General features: G+C 42.5%; 15 protein-coding genes and 1 pseudogene. 7 read left to right on the top strand and 9 right to left on the bottom strand.

Annotated elements, in window-relative coordinates; all coding sequences use genetic code 11:
* The first annotated feature begins 335 nt into the window (after nt 1–335).
* The 5 genes from CXF62_RS13120 (at nt 336) to CXF62_RS13100 (ending at nt 6,276) form a co-directional block, all read left to right on the top strand.
* Nucleotides 336–1,187: a DsbC family protein gene (locus tag CXF62_RS13120; protein ID WP_102094715.1), complete on the top strand. Its 852-nt coding sequence runs from the start codon at nt 336–338 to the stop codon at nt 1,185–1,187.
* 400 nt (nt 1,188–1,587) lie between these two features.
* On the top strand, nt 1,588–2,928 hold the full coding sequence (locus CXF62_RS13115) for a homoserine dehydrogenase (protein WP_101205523.1): 1,341 nt from the start codon (nt 1,588–1,590) through the stop codon (nt 2,926–2,928).
* Nucleotides 2,929–3,037: 109 nt separating this feature from the next.
* A complete protein-coding gene (locus CXF62_RS13110) occupies nt 3,038–4,219 on the top strand; it encodes a thiolase family protein (protein WP_102094714.1) in 1,182 nt (393 codons plus the stop codon).
* A 398-nt stretch (nt 4,220–4,617) separates the two neighbouring features.
* The gene (locus CXF62_RS13105; protein WP_102094713.1) at nt 4,618–5,466 is read left to right on the top strand and encodes a DUF2382 domain-containing protein; all 849 of its coding nucleotides are present in this window, start codon (nt 4,618–4,620) and stop codon (nt 5,464–5,466) included.
* A gap of 243 nt (nt 5,467–5,709) precedes the next feature.
* The gene (locus CXF62_RS13100) at nt 5,710–6,276 is read left to right on the top strand and encodes a YsnF/AvaK domain-containing protein (RefSeq protein ID WP_102094712.1); all 567 of its coding nucleotides are present in this window, start codon (nt 5,710–5,712) and stop codon (nt 6,274–6,276) included.
* Nucleotides 6,277–6,400: 124 nt separating this feature from the next.
* Here the strand turns inward: CXF62_RS13100 and CXF62_RS13095 are convergent, their stop codons facing one another.
* Complete coding sequence (locus CXF62_RS13095) at nt 6,401–6,934, bottom strand: hypothetical protein (RefSeq protein WP_102094711.1); 534 nt, start codon at nt 6,932–6,934, stop codon at nt 6,401–6,403.
* A 241-nt stretch (nt 6,935–7,175) separates the two neighbouring features.
* The gene (secA, locus tag CXF62_RS13090; RefSeq protein ID WP_102078073.1) at nt 7,176–9,977 is read right to left on the bottom strand and encodes a preprotein translocase subunit SecA; all 2,802 of its coding nucleotides are present in this window, start codon (nt 9,975–9,977) and stop codon (nt 7,176–7,178) included.
* A gap of 454 nt (nt 9,978–10,431) precedes the next feature.
* Between secA and mutS the strand changes: the two genes are divergently transcribed.
* Complete coding sequence (gene mutS, locus CXF62_RS13085) at nt 10,432–13,548, top strand: DNA mismatch repair protein MutS (protein ID WP_102094710.1); 3,117 nt, start codon at nt 10,432–10,434, stop codon at nt 13,546–13,548.
* Between the two features lie 206 nt (nt 13,549–13,754).
* Nucleotides 13,755–14,078 (top strand): ferredoxin FdxA, encoded by a 324-nt coding sequence (gene fdxA / locus CXF62_RS13080; protein ID WP_102094709.1) that lies wholly within the window; start codon nt 13,755–13,757, stop codon nt 14,076–14,078.
* A 103-nt stretch (nt 14,079–14,181) separates the two neighbouring features.
* Here the strand turns inward: fdxA and CXF62_RS13075 are convergent, their stop codons facing one another.
* The 7 genes and pseudogenes from CXF62_RS13075 to CXF62_RS13050 form a co-directional block, all read right to left on the bottom strand.
* Nucleotides 14,182–14,565 (bottom strand): pilin, encoded by a 384-nt coding sequence (locus tag CXF62_RS13075; RefSeq protein ID WP_416220492.1) that lies wholly within the window; start codon nt 14,563–14,565, stop codon nt 14,182–14,184.
* Nucleotides 14,556–14,667: pseudogene (locus CXF62_RS15020) on the bottom strand (prepilin-type N-terminal cleavage/methylation domain-containing protein); the annotation flags it as partial. The gene CXF62_RS13075 and the pseudogene CXF62_RS15020, both read right to left, overlap by 10 nt.
* A gap of 64 nt (nt 14,668–14,731) precedes the next feature.
* Nucleotides 14,732–15,931, bottom strand: a complete 1,200-nt coding sequence (locus CXF62_RS13070) for a serine hydrolase domain-containing protein (protein ID WP_102094707.1) — start codon at nt 15,929–15,931, stop codon at nt 14,732–14,734.
* A gap of 173 nt (nt 15,932–16,104) precedes the next feature.
* Nucleotides 16,105–16,614, bottom strand: a complete 510-nt coding sequence (locus CXF62_RS13065) for a pilin (protein ID WP_102094706.1) — start codon at nt 16,612–16,614, stop codon at nt 16,105–16,107.
* 340 nt (nt 16,615–16,954) lie between these two features.
* A complete protein-coding gene (locus tag CXF62_RS13060; protein WP_102094705.1) occupies nt 16,955–17,398 on the bottom strand; it encodes a type IV pilin protein in 444 nt (147 codons plus the stop codon).
* A complete protein-coding gene (locus tag CXF62_RS13055; protein WP_102094704.1) occupies nt 17,398–17,982 on the bottom strand; it encodes a prepilin-type N-terminal cleavage/methylation domain-containing protein in 585 nt (194 codons plus the stop codon). The genes CXF62_RS13060 and CXF62_RS13055 overlap by 1 nt, the downstream gene beginning before the upstream one ends.
* Nucleotides 17,983–18,061: 79 nt before the next feature.
* Nucleotides 18,062–21,853 carry a pilus assembly protein gene (locus tag CXF62_RS13050; RefSeq protein ID WP_102094703.1) on the bottom strand — a complete coding sequence of 1,264 codons (3,792 nt, stop codon included), beginning with the start codon at nt 21,851–21,853 and terminating at the stop codon, nt 18,062–18,064.
* Nucleotides 21,854–21,881: the final 28 nt, after the last annotated feature.

Genomic DNA, 21,881 nt, shown 5'->3' with positions numbered 1-21,881 from the left:
GATTTTTATAAAAACAATGCGATTAGCCTTAGACTACAAGTTCAAGCAACTATGTTAAATAGCACAAATGTATCTTGTTTTTTGAATTTATGTTGATAGCTATTCTTTAAAGTTGGCTTCGTTGATACTTCTTGGCAGTCTTCCCTTTGCTATTATGTAGCGTAAATATGGTAATATGAAGGCTGTTATTACCTATCTTTTATTATCAATAAGTTATAAAAACTTCTTCAATGTTAGACCTTTAAAACACTGCCAAGACACATTACTATATAGAAAAGTTTATAGCGTTTTTATAACGAACTCATGATTAGGCGCGACGCCTATAGGAAACCCGTATGCCGTTCCCCACTATCAAAAATACCACCTTGCGTAATCCTCTTTCTCGTACCGTTCTATCTCGTTTTATGATGAGTGCGCTGTTAGTTGGTATCGCTGCTGGCTGCTCAAACAATGCCGCTGATGCAACCAGCAATACTAGCGTTGTAAACGCTGCCCAGACAAAAGCCACTACTAATCCCTCAGCTGGTAATGATGCAACCGTGGTGAAGGCATTACAGGCAAATCTAAAGAGTTCTGGTATCGAGGAAACTATTGTCTCGGCTGTACCGACAGATATGGATGGTATTTATTGGGTGACCGCTGAAGGTCTACCTTCTTTCTTTACTGATAAAGCTGGCAAGCATATTATTCAAGGTCAGATCATTGCTGTGGGTGATGCCGCTCCGGTTGATATCAGTGCTGCATTGGTTGCTACGACAGCACAAGAAGCGCTAAAAGCCGTCGATAAAAAAGACATGGTGATTTATCCAGCGAAAGGTGAAACCAAAGCCGTTATTTATGCCTTTACCGACGCAGACTGTGGCTACTGTCGCAAACTACATTCAGAAATGGATGATATCAATGCGCGCGGTATCGAGGTTCGTTATCTGGCATGGCCACGCAGTCAAGAGTCTGTACCAAAGATGGAAGCGATCTGGTGTAGTCAGGATCGTAAAGCTGCGATGGATCAAGCAAAAATCGGTGCCAATGTACAATCCCCTAGCTGTGCCAACCCTGTACAAGAACATATGGCTCTAGGTTCAAGACTTGGTGTACGCGGTACGCCTGCGGTGTTTACCGAAACAGGACAACAAGTAGGTGGCTACTTGCCTGCAGCAGAATTGGCACAAGTAGTAGGCGCTAACTAATAATGTAAGTTACGAACTTAGTGACTCATATTAGTAACTAATATTGGCAATCAAGCATAAATGACATATACATATGCCAAACAAGATTGAAGCTACTGCTTTTTTATAATCGTAAGCTGATATAACCTTGATGATGTTGTCTTTCTAAACTTGGCCTTTATGACATCGCTCTTTATGAGATTGTATAGACGTCACAATGCCTTGTCGGTATGATACGATAAAGCGCGATGCAAAATGAGCAACACCCTTTTTATTTGAGCTTTTTTTATTCAACTATGATGAAGTAGATGGGCAGGCAGCACTAGACAATGCGCACAGACGTTATGTTTGATGTCGCAGACTCATTTGACACTGTCACCGCTTATACTGACTTCATTATATTTAACCTCTTGAGGATACTGTGAGTAATTCCATCAAACTAGCGATACTTGGTCTAGGCACCGTCGGAACGGGCGTGATCAATCTGATCAATGACAATTTAAATGAGCTAAAACGCCGTAGCGGACGCGACATTATTATTACCGAAGTTGGTACGCGTCGTCAGCGTGATGATATTGATACCAATATCATGCAAAACAGCGATCTGATGGCAATTGCCGCAAGCGACAACGTCGATATTGTTATCGAAGTGATTGGTGGGACTACCTTAGCCAAAGACGTCATTATGCAAGCCATTAAAAACGGCAAGCATGTGGTTACGGCAAACAAGGCTCTACTCGCTGAACACGGTAATGAGATCTTTGCTTTCGCTGAAGAAAACAATGTGCACGTTGCTTATGAAGCAGCGGTAGCAGGCGGTATTCCAATTATCAAGGTAATGCGTGAAGCACTTGCCGCCAACAAAATCGACTGGCTCGCGGGTATCATCAACGGTACTGGCAACTTTATCATGACCGAAATGCGTGATAAGGGCCGTCCTTTTGCCGACGTATTAAGCGAAGCGCAAGAGTTAGGTTACGCAGAAGCAGATCCTACTTTTGATGTTGAAGGTATTGATGCCGCTCATAAATTGGCGCTACTCGCCTCTATCGCTTTCGGTATTCCGCTACAGTTTGATAAAGTCTACTGTGAAGGTATTACTGGTATTACCCTGCAAGACGTGAACTATGCCGAAGAGCTTGGCTACCGTATCAAGCATTTAGGGTTTGCAGTACGTCGCGATAGCGAAAACGATGGTGATGCAGGGGTTGAATTACGCGTACATCCAACACTTATTCCACAAGATGCGCTATTGGCGAACGTCAATGGTGTAAAAAATGCAGTACTGGTTAACTCACATCCACTTGGTCAGACGCTCTATTGCGGCGATGGGGCTGGGGCTGGTGCAACTGCTTCTGCAGTGATGGCCGATGTCATGGATTTGGTTCGTGTGCTGGGTAGCAAAGACCGCGACGACCAGAGCAACACTGGTCATCATGTCCCGCATTTAGCATTTATCCCTGACCAGCTATCAGACACACCTATATTGCGCGCTGATCAGATGGTAACTGGCTATTATTTGCGTGTACATGCTTATGATAGCCCAGGCGTATTGGCAGATATCACGCGCATCCTAAGTGATGCTGGTATCAATATCGATGCAATCTTGCAAAAGCCTGCGCATAAAGTAGGTCAAGTGCCGGTTATTATTCTGACGCTACCTGTGGTCGAGAGTCAGATGAATCTCGCTATCGAAAAAATTGAAAAGTTAGAGACCATTACTGATAAAGTAGTACGCATACGATTAGATGAGCTAGCATAAACCACATATTGAAGAAGACAGATGCTTATAATATAAGCAAAAGCTAGCCAATCGGCATCTGATTTCTTGGTAGATACTTAATCAAAACGCACAACAAGGAATAATAACGATGTCAAATGATGCAATTGTAATCCTAAACGGCGCACGTACACCAATGGGTGGCTTTCAAGGCGCACTAAAAGACATGAGTGCTACCGAGCTGGGCGCCGCCGCTATCAAAGCTGCTGTCGAACGCTCAGGTGTTAGCGCTGACAGTGTCGATGAAGTCATTATGGGTTGTATCTTGACCGCAGGTCTGGGTCAAGGCCCTGCTCGTCAAGCCATGCGCAAAGCAGGTCTACCGGATGCGACTGGTGCTGTCACGATCAATAAACTTTGTGGTTCAGGCCTAAAAGCAGTCATGCAAGCGCATGATGGTATCAAAGCGGGCAGCTTCAACGTCGCTGTTGCAGGTGGCATGGAGTCAATGACCAATGCACCGTATATCATGCCAGGTTCACGTGGCGGCTATCGTATGGGTCATAAAGAAGTCAAAGACCATATGTTCTTAGATGGCCTAGAAGATGCTGATACTGGTAAGCTTATGGGTATGTTTGCTCAAGAAATGGCCGATGAGAAAGGCTATACACGTGAGCAAATGGATGAGTTTGCTATTGAATCATTGAACCGTGCGCTGACTGCTATCAAAGACAACCATTTTAAAAATGAGATCGAGCCTGTTACGTTTGCAACGCGTAAAGGCGAGCAAACTGTTGATACCGATGAGCAACCTGCCCTTGCCAACGCTGATCGCATTCCTACTTTGCGTCCAGCATTTGCTAAAGACGGTACAATTACTGCTGCAAACGCTAGCTCAATCTCAGACGGTGCTGCAGCTGTCGTCGTTATGAAAGAATCTCAAGCGAATGCTGAAGGTCTTGATTATCAAGCTCGCATTGTTGCTACTGCCTCAAACTCACGTCACCCAAGCGAATTTACTATTGCGCCAATTGGTGCCATCGAAAAAGTATTAGCAGGTGCTGGCTGGTCAGTAGATGACGTAGATCTATGGGAAATCAATGAAGCCTTTGCGATGGTTACTATGGCTGCGATGGACGAGCTGAAACTTGACCATGCTAAAGTAAATATCGAAGGCGGTGCATGTGCTCTTGGTCATCCAGTCGGCTGTTCAGGTGCTCGTATTTTGATTACGCTTATCAACTCTCTAAAGCGCACTGGCGGCAAAAAAGGCGTCGCAACGCTATGTATCGGTGGTGGTGAAGCGGTAGCCGTAGCTATTGAACTTGCTTAAATAAAGTAGGTTTAGCTGACTTAAAGTAAGTTAGCTAACTAATACTTAGATAATTATTGTTTATTGAGAAACTGCATTGCTAATGGTAATGCGGTTTTTTTGTGTCTCTTTTCTTTCGATGAATGTTGAATATTACTCTGTGTAAAGTCTCGTTAACTTCTACCCCCTCCTATGTTATGCCACTTACAGCCTATTACACGCAATTACTGCAAGTGCACATTTTGCTACCTTGCTCATATATCTCATCAAAAATCACGGTGTTAGGATAGCTACAAGTTGATAGGGAAACTATTGATTTGGTCTACCGTTAACTGTAGTACATATGGTTTTGCTAAAAACTAATAACAACATCAACCATTACATTATAAAAAATAAACTCGCAAAAAAGGAATACAATAATGAGTCAACTAATCCGTTTAAAAGATATTCAAGCTACTCATCAAGACTTAATTGGTGATGACTATTATGACCCAACGCACAAAACTGCTTACGGTATCAATGAAGAAAAAATCGGTAAAATCGAAGGTGCCTTAGTAGAAGACACTACTGGTCGTATTCGTTACTTAATCGTAGATGCAGGCGGCTGGTTTAGTTCAAAAGAAGTACTGGTACCAGCAGGTTTAGCCCGTATCGTTGGTGATGATGTCTTCTTTGATAGCTTGACCAAAACACAAGTAGAAGCCATGGAAGTATACGATCACGATTATCAATACAGCTATAAAGAGCAGTACGAAAGAGATCGTCAAGCGTTTAACGCCGATACACTCCCTGTAGAAGATCGCGTTGATATTGCAGACCACTCTTATGATGCACCAAATACGCTAGAGCTATTAGAAGAGCGTCTGACAGTCAACAAAGACCGTATCGTTGCTGGTCTAGTAAAAGTAGGTAAGCATGTCGTTACTGAAGAGCGCAATGTCGATGTAGATCTAGAAGAAGAACATGCCAATATCCAACGTACTAGCGTAGATCGCCCAACAGATCGTCGTATTGGTGATCTCGATGCTACTGAAACAGTTGAAGTTGAGCTACAGGCCGAACGTGCTCGCGTCAGCAAAGAAACCTATGTTTCTGAAGAAGTAAATGTTGGCAAGACGACCGATCATCACACTGAAACTGTGGTTGAGACCATTCAACGCGAAGAGCTAGATGTTGATGGTGACGGCAACGTGGTTGACCGTGAAGGTAACTTAGTAGACCGTGATGGTATCACAGCAGAAGATGTACGCCGTGCTCGTGGCATGTAATATGCTAATAAGTCATAGTTTAACGACGTAAATTTCCTATATCGTCAGTTAAATATGATAGTAATAATCAGCTAAACTCATATGTTTGGCCATTAAGATCAGAGCATGTCTCTGGTCTTTTTTGTATTCATAACATGAGCGAATGGTTTATAGTATTAAATGTAGCTAGTTAATATATGTAGTTGGCATATAACGTTTTAGATTGTTGAAAACTCATCATTTTATAATTATAAAGGAACAACAATGACTACTGAAAATGGAAACAGCCTTTACCAAGATGACTTGGATAAAGAACAAAATATCTCAACGAAGCAGACGAATAATACCGTCAATGTTGGACACTTAGAGCTATTAGAAGAGCGTCCTGTAATTAACAAAGAACGCTTAGATGTGGGTAAAGTAACCGTCACCAAGCATTCACGTACTAAGACTGTTGAAGTGCCAATTGAGTTGGTAGAAGAATATATCACCATTCGTACTGATTATCATGACGCAGAAAGCCAAGATTTACTCTCTGGTAACTACGATGAAAAAGATATATTGCGCCACGTCGAGCCTTCTTTGGATAGCAAAGCTGTAGTGACCATTAATGGTAAACAAATAGAGATTGGCGATGAACCGATTGATATTGTGCTATCTCGCCAAGTGGCTACTATTACCAAAGACACCTACGCTATTCAAGACATCGAAATCAATAAGAGCACTCATGTACATACTGACAACATTCAAGTAGAGCTCAGACATGAAGAGTTAGATGTGACTGAAGAGGGTCTGTTGGCTCATGGTTCTGATACAACTCCGTTAAAATAAGCGTTGATAGTTTAACCACTACGAACTTGTATGATTTATAAAGATTATTTCACAACATGAAAAAGCAACGCTATCTTAGCGTTGCTTTTTTGATGCTTATCACTCGTTAAGTATTGAAGACCAACTATGAGGCTTCATTACACTCGAATGTATTAACATTTGACTCATCTGCACCAGCGGTACGCATAACACCAGTTTTACGAGCTTCGTGCCCTACGCGCCATTGTGTGAAGCCCTGACCACCATCAATTGCGGTCGCTACTTCAAACACTTCAGGATTACTACCTTCATTGGTCTGGTTCAACGTTACTGTACCCATATCGGTTGCGACAACAACTTGATTAGCATCTTCTTTATAAGTTGCCTCAACTTTTAGTTCAGGTGTACATAGATATGACATCTGCATCACGCCGCTGTTTACTGAAGCGGTGGTATCACCTTCTACTTCGTTAAGTGAAGCATCTTCAGTATCGACAACGACATCGCTAGGTTCAGCAGGCTCCGCTGACATTGGAACGGACTCTTCTGTATTAGCACCCTCTTCCATGCCCGACTCTGGCTCTGACTTTTGCTGACAAGCACTGACCGTCAAGGCGCCAGCCAACAAACTTGTTAAAACTACTGAGCTGCGTACTTTTTTTAAGAATTCTACACTCATGACACTCTCCCAAATAAATATGTTAAACACTATAGCGTGTCCATAAATTCACGCCTATGCTGAATTTGTAAGTAATCAATACAAAGTGTTTGTTGGTCTTAGTCTAGCAAGTTTTAAGTTTGCATAAGTTATCTAACAGATATAAAAAAGCCCCTATCTACTTAAGATAAGGGCTTTTTCAAATAAAGGCTGTCTCTAATAGCAGTTCAATACATAGCTAATAACTTGCTATGATTAAAGACTAGATTTTACCATGACACTGCTTGTACTTAAGACCTGAGCCACAAGGACACGCTGCATTACGACTGATGTTCATACCTGCATATGGGTTTGGTTCATTAGCATTACTACCGTTACCTGCTATAGCAGCACCAACGCCAGCTGCCGCAGCACCGCTGTTTAGACTACGGTTTTGTGGTTGCGGCTGAGCAGCTGAACCACTCGCATTGCTATCCAAGTTATCTACATCGTCATGCTCGAACTGCATTTGCATATGGGCAGCGTTCTCACGTTGCTGAATTTCTAATGCTTCCAGTTCTTCCTTGGTTGGGATATGTACACGTGACAAGTCTTGTACAGTCTCAGACTTAATCGCACCAAGCATCATTTGGAACAATTCAAACGACTCACGCTTGTATTCTTGCTCAGGGTTTTTCTGTGCATAACCCCGCAGATGAATCCCTTTACGTAGCTGATCCATCTGCGTTAAGTGCTCTTTCCAATGCTTATCTAGACTCTGTAGCATGAAATGACGCTCAAGCTGAGCGGCGTCTTTTTCACCCATCTGCTCACGGCGACTGTGATAACGATCTATCGCCGTTTGAACGATTTTCTCACGCAGCCCTTCTTCATCCAGACGGCGATCTTCATCTAACCAATCATTAATCGGCATCGAGATTTTGAATTCGTCTTCTAACTCATCTTCTAAGCCGTCAATATTCCACTGATCATCAATAGAGCCAGGTGGAATAAACTGATTGATCATCGCGTTATACACTTCATGATGCATCACTTCGATGGCTTCTAATAAGTCCATCTCTGCTAATAAATCATCACGCTGACCATAGATAACTTTACGCTGCTCATTGGCAACATCATCGTATTTCAATAGGTTTTTACGGGCATCAAAATCGCGACTCTCAACTTTGCCTTGTGCGTTTTCGATCGATTTAGAGACCATTTTATGTTCGATGGCTTCATCTTCTTTGAGACCCATCGCACGCATCATATTGACCACACGATCACCTGCGAAGATACGCATAAGATCATCTTCGAGCGATAAGAAAAAGCGTGACATACCAGGGTCACCTTGACGACCAGCACGACCTCGTAACTGGTTATCGATACGGCGTGACTCATGGCGCTCAGAGCCGATGATATGTAAACCACCAGCTGCTACGACTTGGTCATGTTTGACTTGCCATTGAGACTTTAGACGCTGCATCTCTTCCGGGCTCACCGCATCGATATCTTCGATAAACGACTGCCAGTTACCACCAAGGATAATATCCGTACCACGCCCCGCCATGTTGGTGGCGATCGTGACTGACTTTGGACTACCTGCCTGTGCAATAATTTCTGCTTCACGCTCATGCTGCTTGGCGTTTAGAACGTTATGCTTAACGCCTTCTTGGTCAAGCAAGTAAGACAATTCTTCACTGGCCTCAATCGTCGCGGTACCAACCAGTACTGGCGCGCCTTTGGCTTGAATTTCTTTAATTTCGCGAATGATGCCTTTGTATTTGCCTAACTTGGTTAAGAAAATCTGGTCATCCATATCGATACGAGCAATCGGCTCATGTGTTGGAATCACGATGACATCTAGATCGTAAGTAGATTTGAACTCGGCAGCTTCAGTATCAGCGGTACCCGTCATACCAGACAATTTGTCATATAGACGGAAGTAGTTCTGGAATGTGGTGGTTGCAAGCGTTTGGTTCTCTGCTTGGATCTCAACGTTTTCTTTCGCCTCGACTGCTTGATGCAAGCCTTCTGACCAGCGACGACCAGGCATGGTACGGCCTGTATTTTCATCAACGATGACCACTTCGCCTTCATCCACGATATAGTGAACGTTTTTGACAAATACGTGATGCGCACGGATGGCAGCTTGAACGTGAGCCAAAAGTGGCAAACGACTTGGGCTATATAAGCTTTCGTTTTCACCCAGCTCGCCCACTTCGATCAGGAAGCGCTCAATTTTTTCATACCCTTTTTCGCTGATCTCAATCTGGCGATTCTTTTCATCAATCCAGAAATCTTCTTCTTCATTGTTCTTGTTTGCTTCTTCGTCCTTTGAACGTATCAGCACAGGAATAATGGTATTAATGAGCGCATACATGCGTGATGAATCTTCGGCCTGTCCTGAAATAATCAGCGGCGTACGAGCTTCATCAATCAAGATTGAGTCAATCTCATCAATGATACAAAAGTTTAGCGGGCGCTGTTTTTTCTCAGCAAGACTAAACACCATGTTATCGCGCAGATAATCAAAGCCGTATTCGTTATTGGTACCATAGGTAATGTCAGCTTGATAAGCTTCGATTTTTTCTTGTGGCGGCTGCTGTGAGTAAATCACACCAACAGTCATACCCAAAAACCCAAACAACGGACGGTTTAGCTCAGCATCGCGTGCGGCCAAATAATCGTTGACCGTGACCAGATGAACCCCTTTACCGCTGATCGCATTTAGGTACATGGCCAAGGTTCCCATTAGGGTTTTACCTTCACCAGTTTTCATCTCAGCGATTTTACCTTCGTGCAAGGTGATACCACCGATCAGCTGCACGTCATAGTGACGCATGCCATTGACACGTAATGATGCTTCGCGGCAGACAGCAAACGCTTCTGGCAATAATGCATCTAAGCTTTCGCCTTTTTGATGTCTGGCTTTAAATTCTTCAGTTTTTTGTTGTAGTTGCTCATCAGACAGGGCTTGTATTTCAGCCTCTCGTGCGTTGATCTTGCTGACCACTTTACGCATGCGTTTTAATTCGCGGTCATTTTTGGTGCCAACCACACTGCCTATAATCTTTGATAACATAATTTTTTGACCTATGGAATATTCGATAATTAGTGCGCATTAGCCAAAGCTTAGCTCTCTGCCTTGTCATCACCCGACTAAGTACTACCTAATTTAGTATCGCCCAATTAAGTGTGCCGTCATTATATATGGTTATGACGCTGATGGATACAAGGGCAGCGAGTAGATATTTGCCACAGTAAAAACCTAGTAGGACGTGTTAAAATAGCGAATACCTTCTTAAATTCTTTAGCTTTTTCAGCGACTTTATTATTTTTCACATTTTGACTTTTATACGCTTGCGATCGCTACGTTTTGGCTCAAAGTTTGTCGTTAAGCCATTTATCTATAAGTAACTGGTTTATTGGTAAAGCCAAAGCTATCTATCAAACTCATACATAAGACAAATGACCCTTTAGCACCCTTATCACAAAATACTCATTACAACCTATTAAAGCACTATAAGAGACTCTGCATGACCGTAAAGCCATCTGGACAAAATCAATCGTCAAATCCTAATTCATCAGAAAAACCCTTATCAAAAAAAGAGAGCTCTGACTGCTTAAGTATAGGCAATGCCGTTTATAACCTAGCAGACCATACGCCGATGATGGTGCAATATCTAACCATGAAAGCCAACTATCCACAAGCATTGCTCTTGTACCGGATGGGTGACTTCTATGAGCTGTTCTTTGACGATGCTAAGCGAGCGGCGCAAATATTAGATATCACATTGACGCGCCGTGGTACGGATAAAGCAGGCAACACGATAGCCATGGCGGGCGTACCGTTTCATGCAGCCGATAGCTATATGGCACGCTTGATCGCGGCTGGGCAAACTGTCGTTGTATGCGAACAAATTGACGAATCGACAACTGGCAACGCTGATAATAAGTCTAATGTCCCTGCGATGGGCGACAAGCAAAAGAAAGACAAAAGCAAATCTGCTACTGGTAGCATCATGCGCCGCGAAGTGGTTAAAACGCTTACCGCAGGCACTATTACTGATGACGCATTGATTGCACCTAATCATACGCCGACTGTGATCGCCATCGATATTGCGACTATGAAAACGCAAGACAATAGCCAGACGTTACAAGCAGCCGTTAGTCAGATGGATTTGGCCGCGGGTACACTGACTACCCAGACACTAATAGCAGATAAAAACGATATCGATAATTTACGAACTCAAATGCTTACTGTATTGGCACGTTTTGCGCCTAGTGAATGCATCATTAGTGAAGCACTTATTGATGGCGTTGGCGACAGCATTGGAAGCAATGATACAGAGTGGCTACTGTGGTTACGACAAAATCTAGACTGCCCTATTATAGAAGTCGCTGCTAATGATTTTCATCGTGAGCATGCTAGTGACACGCTTTGTCAGCAGTTCGAAGTCCAGCGTCTCGATGGGTTAGGCATTCATGAGGCTCCACTTGCGCAAACCAGCTGCGCTGCGCTTGTCCACTATGCACGTCAGACTCAGCAACGCCACGTGCCTCAAGTCAACCAACTCATTGTCGAGTACAGCGATGACTACCTAATTATCGATGCCAATAGCCAACAAAACCTTGAGCTATTTACCCCTGTTAGCAGTAACGGCACTTCTTTGATATCTGTGCTTAATCACTGTCAGACTCCGATGGGTAAACGCTTACTGGTACAGCAAATGAAGCGCCCATTGCGTCAGCATTCACGTATCAATATGCGTCTAAATGCGATAACTTGTTTGCTAAACCCAAAGAGTGACTCAATTGGATCAAACCAAGATGTAAAAGATAGCTTATTGGTTACACGTTTACGAGAAATGCTGAATACCATTGGCGATATTGAGCGAATCAGCAGCCGTATCGGGCTGATGAGTGCTAAGCCGCGTGATTTGCGTAAGCTTGCTGATGGTATTGCTAGTAGCACCCAGCTTAATACTCTACTGATAAATGCCGGTATCAGCCATGAGCAGGCAGGACTACTGCCCATGCTTATGCAGCAATTGCCAGCTCAACTACCTGCTGTTCAATCCGTCGCTGAATTAATCGAGTGTACTATTGTCATTGAGCCGCCCGCCCATATTCGTGACGGTGGTATGCTAGCAGCGGGCTATGATGAGGAATTTGATCGCCTTACCCATTTGCATGACAATATCCAAGTGACATTGGACGAAATGGTAGAGCGTGCCCGTCAAGACAATCAACTACCGAGTCTAAAAGTCGGCTTTAATAAAGTTAGTGGCTTTTATTTTGAACTGCCTAAGATGCAGGCGAAGAATGCCCCTGCGCACTTTATCCGTCGACAAACGCTGAAGAGCAGCGAGCGCTTTATCACTGATGAGCTAAAGGAAGTCGAGACAGAGTATCTAAGTGCCCAGTCCTTAGCGTTGGCTCGTGAAAAGCAGCTGTATCAAGAGCTGCTCACTCAATTAAACCAACATTTAGCTGAACTACAACAGCTTAGCGCGGCTATCGCCCAACTAGATGTGCTAAGCAATTGGGCTCATCTTGCCATGACGTATAACTGGCAGCGCCCAGTTATGGGTCTACATACAAAAGACCAAAGCGAATCGGTGACCAAAAATCAAACCAACATTGATATTCGTCAAGGTCGTCACGTTGTGGTTGAAGCGGCATTGAATCAAACGAATGCGAATAGTAGGAACGGTAATTCGTTAAGTACAAACCACTTTGTCGCCAATGACTGCACATTAGGTAGTGATGAACACCCTGAAAGATTACTTCTGATTACTGGCCCTAATATGGGTGGTAAATCTACCTATATGCGCCAGACCGCGCTGATTGTACTGCTCGCGCATTGCGGCAGCTTTGTGCCAGCTAAGCATGCGCATATCGGCGATATCGACCGCATTTTTACGCGTATTGGTTCAGCTGACGACTTGGCTGGTGGCAAATCGACCTTTATGGTAGAGATGATCGAGACGGCTAATATCTTAAATCAAGCGACCCATAAATCGCTGGTATTAATGGACGAAGTCGGTCGCGGTACTGCTACCACTGATGGTCTTGCCATTGCCCATGCCTGTGTCAATCGCCTAGTCGAGATTGGCTGCCTGACATTATTTGCCACTCACTATTTTGAGCTGACCCAATTAACGAATGGTACTGGTAACCACTATGCTAATATCCGTAATGTCCATGTAGCAGCCAGTGAAGTTGATGGTCAATTATTGTTATTGCACCAAATTAAAGACGGTGCAGCAAGCTCTAGCTTTGGGCTGCATGTCGCAAAAATGGCTGGTATCCCTACTCAAGTGCTAAATGATGCTAAGCGCTACTTATTAGATAACTTAACGGCAGATAATGTAAAGTTAGATAATCTAAAAGCAGAAAATGAACAACCTATTGATGATAAAAATGACTTAGCTAAGTCAGTAAAGGATAAACGTGAACAGGTTTATAATATTGAAACAGACAAGGCAATCATAAGTATTGATGGTAAAAATCCAAGCATAGATATTATTCCAGAACAAAATCAGTTATTTAGCTTGCAAGATGAACTGCACGCCATTGATCCTGATAGCCTGACGCCCAAGCAAGCGCACGATTTACTGTATCATCTAAAGAAAATCATTAGTCATTAAAGGGAATTGTCAAAGCGTAGTAAAGGCGCTAAAATACGTTTTATTTTCCAACTATTCTATGTAGCCCTTATAGTTGATTTAATTTAAAAGAATTACACTGCAGCTGAGCGCAGAGGTATAAATAGTACTTCAGGCGAGGCTGACACAATAATTTTTTTGAAAGAGATTGACTATATCAGCCAATCCAATAACAGGTAGACCTCACTATGACCTTTGTCGTTACAGATAACTGCATTCTTTGCAAATACACCGACTGTGTAGAAGTCTGTCCTGTGGACTGCTTTTATGAAGGCCCAAACTTCCTTGTCATCGATCCTGATGAGTGTATCGACTGCGCACTATGTGAGCCTGAATGTCCAGCCAATGCGATATTCTCAGAAGACGAAGTGCCGAAGGGGCAAGAAATGTTTACCCAGCTAAATGAAGAGCTGGCACAAAAATGGCCGAATATCACTGAGATGAAAGGTCAAATGCCAGAAGCTGAAAAGTGGGATGGTGTTGAAGGTAAGATTCAGTATTTAGAGAGATAGCTTCCTTCTCGAAGTACCAAGATATTGTATATAATAAAAAACCACCTAATGGCGACATGCTGCTAGGTAGTTTTTTTATAATTAGAGATACTTTAATAGATTGTCATAAACTCGCATCATACTTGCAGAAGATAGGTAAATAGATAACCTCTATATTACTACTACAGCTCCAAGAGCCACCACTACCTCTTAACCAATGTATTTTTTTACCTGCCAATTTTGGGTTTACTTGAGTAGACACCGTGGCAGCAATACTCGTTGTCATTACTAATGGATTGGTTATCTGTGCGACGCCCATGTTATTAGGTAATGCAACGCCCACTTGCGACCCCCCAACTATCAAATTAGAAGCTGTTGCGCGTGGATCACATTCATTCAGACCCAGACCAATGACTGTCCTGCCGGACGCTAGACACTCCTCAACGGTCGTACGCAGTTGACTCAGCTCACTGATAACTCTCGCTGTCTGAGTCCTACCCGTATACAGCTGATACTGTGGAATAGCTATAGCGGCCAGTATCGCAATGATGGCAACGACAATCATTAACTCAATTAAAGTGAAGCCTGACTGGATACGATGGACTCTCATAATTCAAGCACCTATAGTAAGTGATGCCTGTACTAAGCATTATCTATGCCATGACCAATTTTCGTCATTGCTGGTTATTATTAAGATAAGTATAAATCATACGTTTGATAGTATCGTTAGTATGCTCAATATCCGTTGGCGTACCATTACTCAATAAGGCGACCACACCGCCACTATCACTGACCGCAACTAGCGATGATAAGCCTAGTAAAGTGCCATCACGAAAATATATCGTCGCAGACTGAATATCAGGTTGATAAGGCATCATCGCGTAGCCATAACATAATCCTAGCTTGCGCTTATCGCAGTCCATATCTGCATCTACCGACAGGATATTGGGCTGTTGCTTAGCGCTCATTGCCTTAGACTGTAGCGCTAATTCAGCTGCACTACCAGATAGCCCGGCCACAGAGTATAGATCCTCATAATTAAAAGCAGTATAGATATCAGCTATCCCCGTAAGCCCTGTCTCAGTATAGTTATAGCTGATCTCATCATCCAAACGTTTGCTTGAGATAAACTGTATATCGACAGCATCGATGTCATAGTGAGCCTGCAGATAGTCCTGATAAGGCTGTCCTGACACTTGCTCCACTACTGCGCCTAATAGGCAATACCCTAAGTTTGAATAGCTGGTCTGCGACCCTGGAGTAAAAGTCAGTCTGATCTTATTCATCGTCTCAATGCTATTGGGACAAACAGGCTCACCAATGCCGAACATATCGTTGCCTTGGATATCCAAACGATTAAAGCCGCCTTGATGCATGAGTAACTGCTGGATAGTAATGTCGTTGACTCTAGCATCATTGGGCTGGTTTATCTCTGGTAGTAGCTCTGCTAATGGCGTCTCTAATGTAAATCTCCCCTGCTTGATTAAGTCCAAAATAGCATCAGAAGTCCATAGCTTAGTGACACTGGCATAGCGAAACCGAGTATCCGCACTGATGGGATCAGATAGCAGCGGCAAGCCATCTACATAACCACTCTCACAGTGATACAGCTGACCTTGCGGATCGATATAAGCGATTTGGTTGGCAGGTGCGTTTTGGTATTTGGTTTTTTCTATCAGTATGTCTGTCAGCCAACTGGGGCTACCGTCACTACAGCTAACGTGCTGTAAGGCAAGCTGAGCTCGTGCTGGATAGAAGCTTTGCCAAACCCGGTTACGCGCTTGCTTATTGGCATAGAAGTAGCCTACCACTACAGTTATTACTAGCAATATAACGACTACTAATATATCTTTTAATTTTAGTGACTTAAACATAGGTTAATGTCTTTTTGATTATAGAAGTCATGTAATATTAAAGTGCTACAGATATATCTTATAAACTACCTGATATATCTTATATTTCTAAAATAATAAATTATTAGGCATAAAAAAGAGACGTTATAACGTCTCTTTTTTATTACCGCATAAATGTTAACTACAAGCAGAAGTTAGCTAGCATCTGCTGAACAACCAGTAGGACGGAACTCACCAGGGATAGAAGCCGTACAAGTCCAAGTACCAGCAGCTGTACGTGTCCATATCATCGTATCTTTATCAGCTTGTTTTAGGCTAGTCGCGGCATTTTGACCAAATTTAGCTGTAATTACTGATGTGCCAGCTGGATCATAAGTAACTAAAGGATATCCGACCTTCGCAGTACCTGCTGGAATATTAGTTTCTGCGCCCATTAAATTAGATGGGTTGGTCCCTAGTACACATGTAGTAGCTGCAGCATTCGCTGCTGGAGTACCACTGTGTAATATGGTAGTTACTCTACCATTATTGATACAGTCTTCAAGCGCATTTTTTACCTGAGTGGTTTCAGTCATCACACGCGCCGCTTGTGAACGTGAGATATAGTTCTGATACTGAGGGATAGCGATCGCAGCCAAGATACCGATAATCGCAACAACGATCATGAGTTCGATTAAGGTAAAACCTTTTTGATTCGTGTTCATATGAACTCCTTTTGGGGTATATAAAGATAAGTGGCTGTGTTGATACAACCTCGCTTTATCTTTAAGGATATAATAAATTTCTTTCTTACTATAATTATTGCAGGTAGCATGCCAAAGTTATGATATTAATATTTTAATAACTAAAATATGGCTATTATTCTTAAAATTGGCATCAATAGGACAGTTATTGTCTAAATCATCCTAAACTATGTTATCAATGTTGCTACTAACCTACTAAAAATTGTCAGTTGGCACTATATTGGTAAGTATACAGTAACTTTTACTGACGTTTTTTGTCACTACTTCATAATAGTGACGGTTTTAGTAGTCACAAAAAATGTTACTGATTCCACTCATCGCCTGTACCGCAAATACTATCTCGACACTTCACATTCTGATAACTCAACGTCAATGTACCATCGTTAATGACCTGAGTATTGGCTTGAGGTGTTGCTGTAATGACCCACTCAGATGTCAGTGGGTTGGGGCTAAAGGTAATAACATAGAGTGTCGGTCCCTGCCTAGGAAAGTTACCGCCTAATCCTGTAATCAATGCATTACTATAAGTGCCTTGTGCCAGCTTGCGACTTTCGAGCTGCGATGCTATGTTCTGCATTTCGCTCATAGCATCTGTGCGCTTGGTCTTTATGACATATTGCTGATAATTAGGAAAGGCGATGGCTGCGAGAATAACAATGATAGCAACGACTATCATTATCTCTACGAGTGTAAAGCCTGACTGACTGGTAGAGGCTGATAGTGATTGTTTACAATATTTGTTCATTACCACTCCTCTTGACCTGTCTCGCAGTCAGCATGGGTCTCATCGAAAGTACTCTTGCTAGTGTTTTTACAACGTAGACCTGCACTATTCATCATCATCCTACTGGCGTAAGTGGTTATACCTGAACCTTTGGGCTCGGCAATCATCTTCCATGTGCGCCCTGTAGCATTTACTGCTGTATTTACTAATGAATTAGCGGGAGTATCGCCATCGACGAGCGTAATCTTGTATCGATAATTACTGGCATCACTACCATCTGGCACATAGATAGTCTTGTTTGTTGCAGGGCTATCTGCATAACCATGAGTCACTGTATTATTAGAGCTATCTATGATTCGTGGTTGGAACCCTTGATAAGTTAACGACTTGGCTCGCCAGCGCTCTAGCTCTATCTCTAACTGTAGCATTTTTGCTTGTACGTCATTTTCAGCATTGCGCACAGCATACTGACGATAGCTTGGTATCGCTATCGCGGCCAATATAGATAGAATAATGAGTACAACTAACATTTCTATGAGCGTAAAACCATGCATATCGTTACGCACTGTCGCATGTTCTGCCTTCTTTATATGCAACTTAGTCATGTTTACTGTCTCATTATCAATGTAGGTAAAGTTATTTTTCATTATTAAATACTGATATTAAACAGTTAGAACATCACAGTTACTGTTTTTTTCGTTCATACCAAGCTTTTGGTTGCAAGGTATAGCGTTCATTGAATAAAAACTCAACAGCGGATCCATCACCATTATTTTGGGTGGCACTGTTGCTTTCACCAGGATAAAGATCTTTAATATTACTGTTATCTTTAAATCCATCTGTACCATATTTTGCACGTTTAGCAGCATCTATTCGATCGGCGATTGTTGTCGTACCAATCAGTACTTTTATATCTGTATTATCTGCGTTATAGGCACCAATAGCCAACTCCTGAATACCTTGACCTGCAGGTGTAAAGCCGCCTGTACCAGTTATTGAGGTTTCATCCATACATACGCCATAAGGTAAACAGTATAGTTGACGTTCAGAGCCGCCCATTATTTTCGCTGAACAGCTTGCTGTATTTCCGTATACTTTGTCAGGGTTATATACAGTGGTATAAAGCAAATTATTAATGACTGTACTTTCGCCCACACCTTTGTTATATCTAACGTTACTGTAACCATCAAAACGAGTTAATGGATAATACCATCCATTTTTGGTTGCTGGAACTGCTGGAGTTGTACCATTTTTAGCTACACCTATCATTGATTTTATAGCATCATTTTTTTTGCTCTCACGCGCTATATCAGTGGTAGCAGCTCCTATAGTAGGTATCGCATTGCCTAAATTTACCAGCTTAGCTTCTGTTAAGTTTGCAACAGCCTTAGTAAATCCACTGTTATACAGATCTTTATTAGTCACATCATTATCGATAATGCCATAAACGCGGTTGGCATAGTCATTGATATTACGCAATGTCGATAGAGGCGCGCTGCGATTACCTGAAATAACATTGACCATAGCAAAGAGCTTACCAGTATCTGGCCCTTTCTCTCTACGATAGAAACTTACGACTGGGCTTTCATAGAAACGGTATGCGAGTTTCTTATCTGTAGGAGCTACATCTAATATGCGTGTCACGCCTTTATTAGTGAAGCTATTTACAGCTGCAAAGCCGAACTGAGCAATGCGTGCATTCTCAAAGTCTGCACGGAATACTTGTCCACCCAAGTCGGCAGCATAGAGGTGATCCATCAGACCATCATTATCCCTATCGAGTACAGCAATGCCGCCAGTGATACTATTAATCATCGTATCTGTTTTGATGTTAACACCTGAAGTGTCTTCGCTACTAGTTGACCATATCAGCTTACCTGTTTTGGCATTAATCATATAGATAGCATTGCCTTTGGCAGGGGCACTAGTAGTGGCTACATAGCCATCAGTTTCATACTGCATGTCGTAACCACCACCGAATATAAGCACGTCTGTTGGCGCAGCATTCTTCTTAGGATCAGAGCCTTTGGTTAGGCGTATTTTTGCAGCAACTGGTTTGCTCCAAATCTGTCCTAAACGAGTAAAACCCGCTGTTGAAGAAACACCTGGAGTAGTCGAGCTAATGCCTTGTGGTGTAATCGTAAATAGCATCTTAGGTTCAGATCTTTTGGTTATATTCATTCCGTAGAATGAATCACCTCCCATACGCAGACCACCATAAGCAAACATACCCTTACCTGATGCTTGATCAACTGTTACCTTTCCTCCTGGTAAATCATAAGCGTAATCAGTTTTGACTAACCAGGGAGCATCCACACCAAAATAAGGTTGACCAATTTTAGATATTTCCTTTTTAGAGTTCTCTACTAGAGCTTCTGGTTGATTTATTAACATTTCTCTAGGAATGATAGCAAACTCTTCTTTACCTGCTTTTGCATCGACTAAATGCAAAGCTCCATCCATAGAACCAAAGAGTAGATAATCCTCTCGAGGATCGACAATACTGCCTTTATCATCTAATTTTGAACCATAAGAAACAGCTTCAGGCTTGGAATGCACAACACCACCTAACAATTTTACTTCATTGGTCGGCTTGGTTAAGCTTAAGTTATTAGTCTCAGTCGTAAGCGGGGTCGTTGGTTGTCCATCATTAGTCAGCACACCACCAAAACCTAAAAAACTCAGCAAACGACGTTGATTTAACTGACTATAAGCAACAGTATCTTTGAGTTTATCGAACCCAAATGGTTTGCCGCTACTATCAACACCAACTTTACGCAACATTGGTGCTTTATCGGTAGCCGTCGTGTAATCCTCGACATAGAGAGTACGCACACTACCCAAACCTGCACTTGGTGCTTGTAATTGAGCATATACACCGCCAGCCGCAATATTATTATTGGCCGCTTTGCCCTCTACTACAAAATTAGCAGTTTGCCATTCATCTTGTGTATTTTCATCTAGATTGCCAGCGATATCTTTATAAAGTTTATTGCTGCCTCTTCCAAACAATGTCCCTTGATCCAAATTATATTTTTTAAGATTACCTTTCCATATACTTGCTGTGGAAACAATATCAGGATCTAGCATAGGTAAATAGGCATAAGGAAGTTGATTTGCCGCTCGGTAAGGGTCCTCTGGAATAGTAATTGTACCTGAAGGTGCTGTATTAATAATCTGTACAAGGCTAGCTGAGAAGTCAACTATGCTGGCAGCAATTTCCTCAGAGTTCTCAGTATAATAGAAGCCTCCATCGCCATAAGTTTTGACTTCACCATCAGCTTTTTGCTCACCTAATTTACATAGATTACGAGTATCATCATTAACATTACCACTATCGCAATCAACGACTGCCTTTACTTCACCATTTACTGTGATGGAGCGTGTCCCTGTCAACCCAGCAAAAGCACTACCAAAGCCAACTGTCGCCGTTTTAATCGGCAATCCTTTTGAGTTGCTAGCATTATTTCGCAATAGGGCAGCATAGCTTGCCATACAGCCCCATGACCTACCGCTGGAATCCCCTTGCAAATTAGTGCAACTGTTGATTGACAATGCTGGACTTGAGCCAGATAAAGAAGTATTCATTAAACTTGTAGCTCTACTAGTGCTACTACCATTTGGCTGACCGTCCGTTAATAGATAAATACCATTACCGCTACACTCTTTATCACTTAAAGGAGATATATAACTATTATCTTTCTTAGAGGTGCTGACAGAGTCATCAAACCCACTATAGTTTCTATAAGTATAACTATAAGTATTTGTACCCATCATGTAGGCACCCGCCTCAGCGAAAGCGTGGGCAGTAGGGGTATTACCTTCTGCCCTTAAATCTATAATCTTCTCAATTAGCTTTACTCGTTGTCCAGCAGTTAGTTCAGCCGTAGGCACCAAAACCACCCCTGACCTACCGTCGCCATCATAACTATAGTTACCCATACCTACGGCATAATCATCCGGAAGCGAGCCGGTATCTTTTACACTACCGCTTTCAAGAACTTCATCCGACAATAGTTCTATAAGTGCTACTTGCAAACGCGCCATGAGGGTACGAGCAATTGTATTGCCACTACCATCTTTACAAGTAGGAAAGGTAATATTTACGTTCTTAAGGAGTGGCGCATTTTTATCTATTACTGTATTACCTTCATCGTTCCTAAATAGTCCGTCAGGCTTACTGGCATCAAGCTTTCGCTGATACACTACCAAACGAATGTCACCAGTATTACTATTGTAATTACGGCAACCACTATTACCACCCATACTCCCTGAAGTATCCAGCATCATAAAAATAGAGGCCGTACCTGGCTTAGCCGCCTTATATATCTCAAGATCACCGATAGGTTTTCTGTCACTCGTCACTGTAGCACTATTGGCAGGCACTAGACTTGTTATGGCGATTGTCACCGCTGCCGTTAGCGCTTTAATAGGCCATGTTTGTCGTTTAGACCTTTGACTCATTAACTGTTTCATGACCTATTCCTTAATATAAATGATAGCA

It is taken from the genome of Psychrobacter sp. MES7-P7E (genome assembly GCF_002863645.1).
In the GTDB taxonomy this organism is placed as follows: domain Bacteria; phylum Pseudomonadota; class Gammaproteobacteria; order Pseudomonadales; family Moraxellaceae; genus Psychrobacter.
This window is presented reverse-complemented; position numbering and strand designations above follow the sequence as displayed.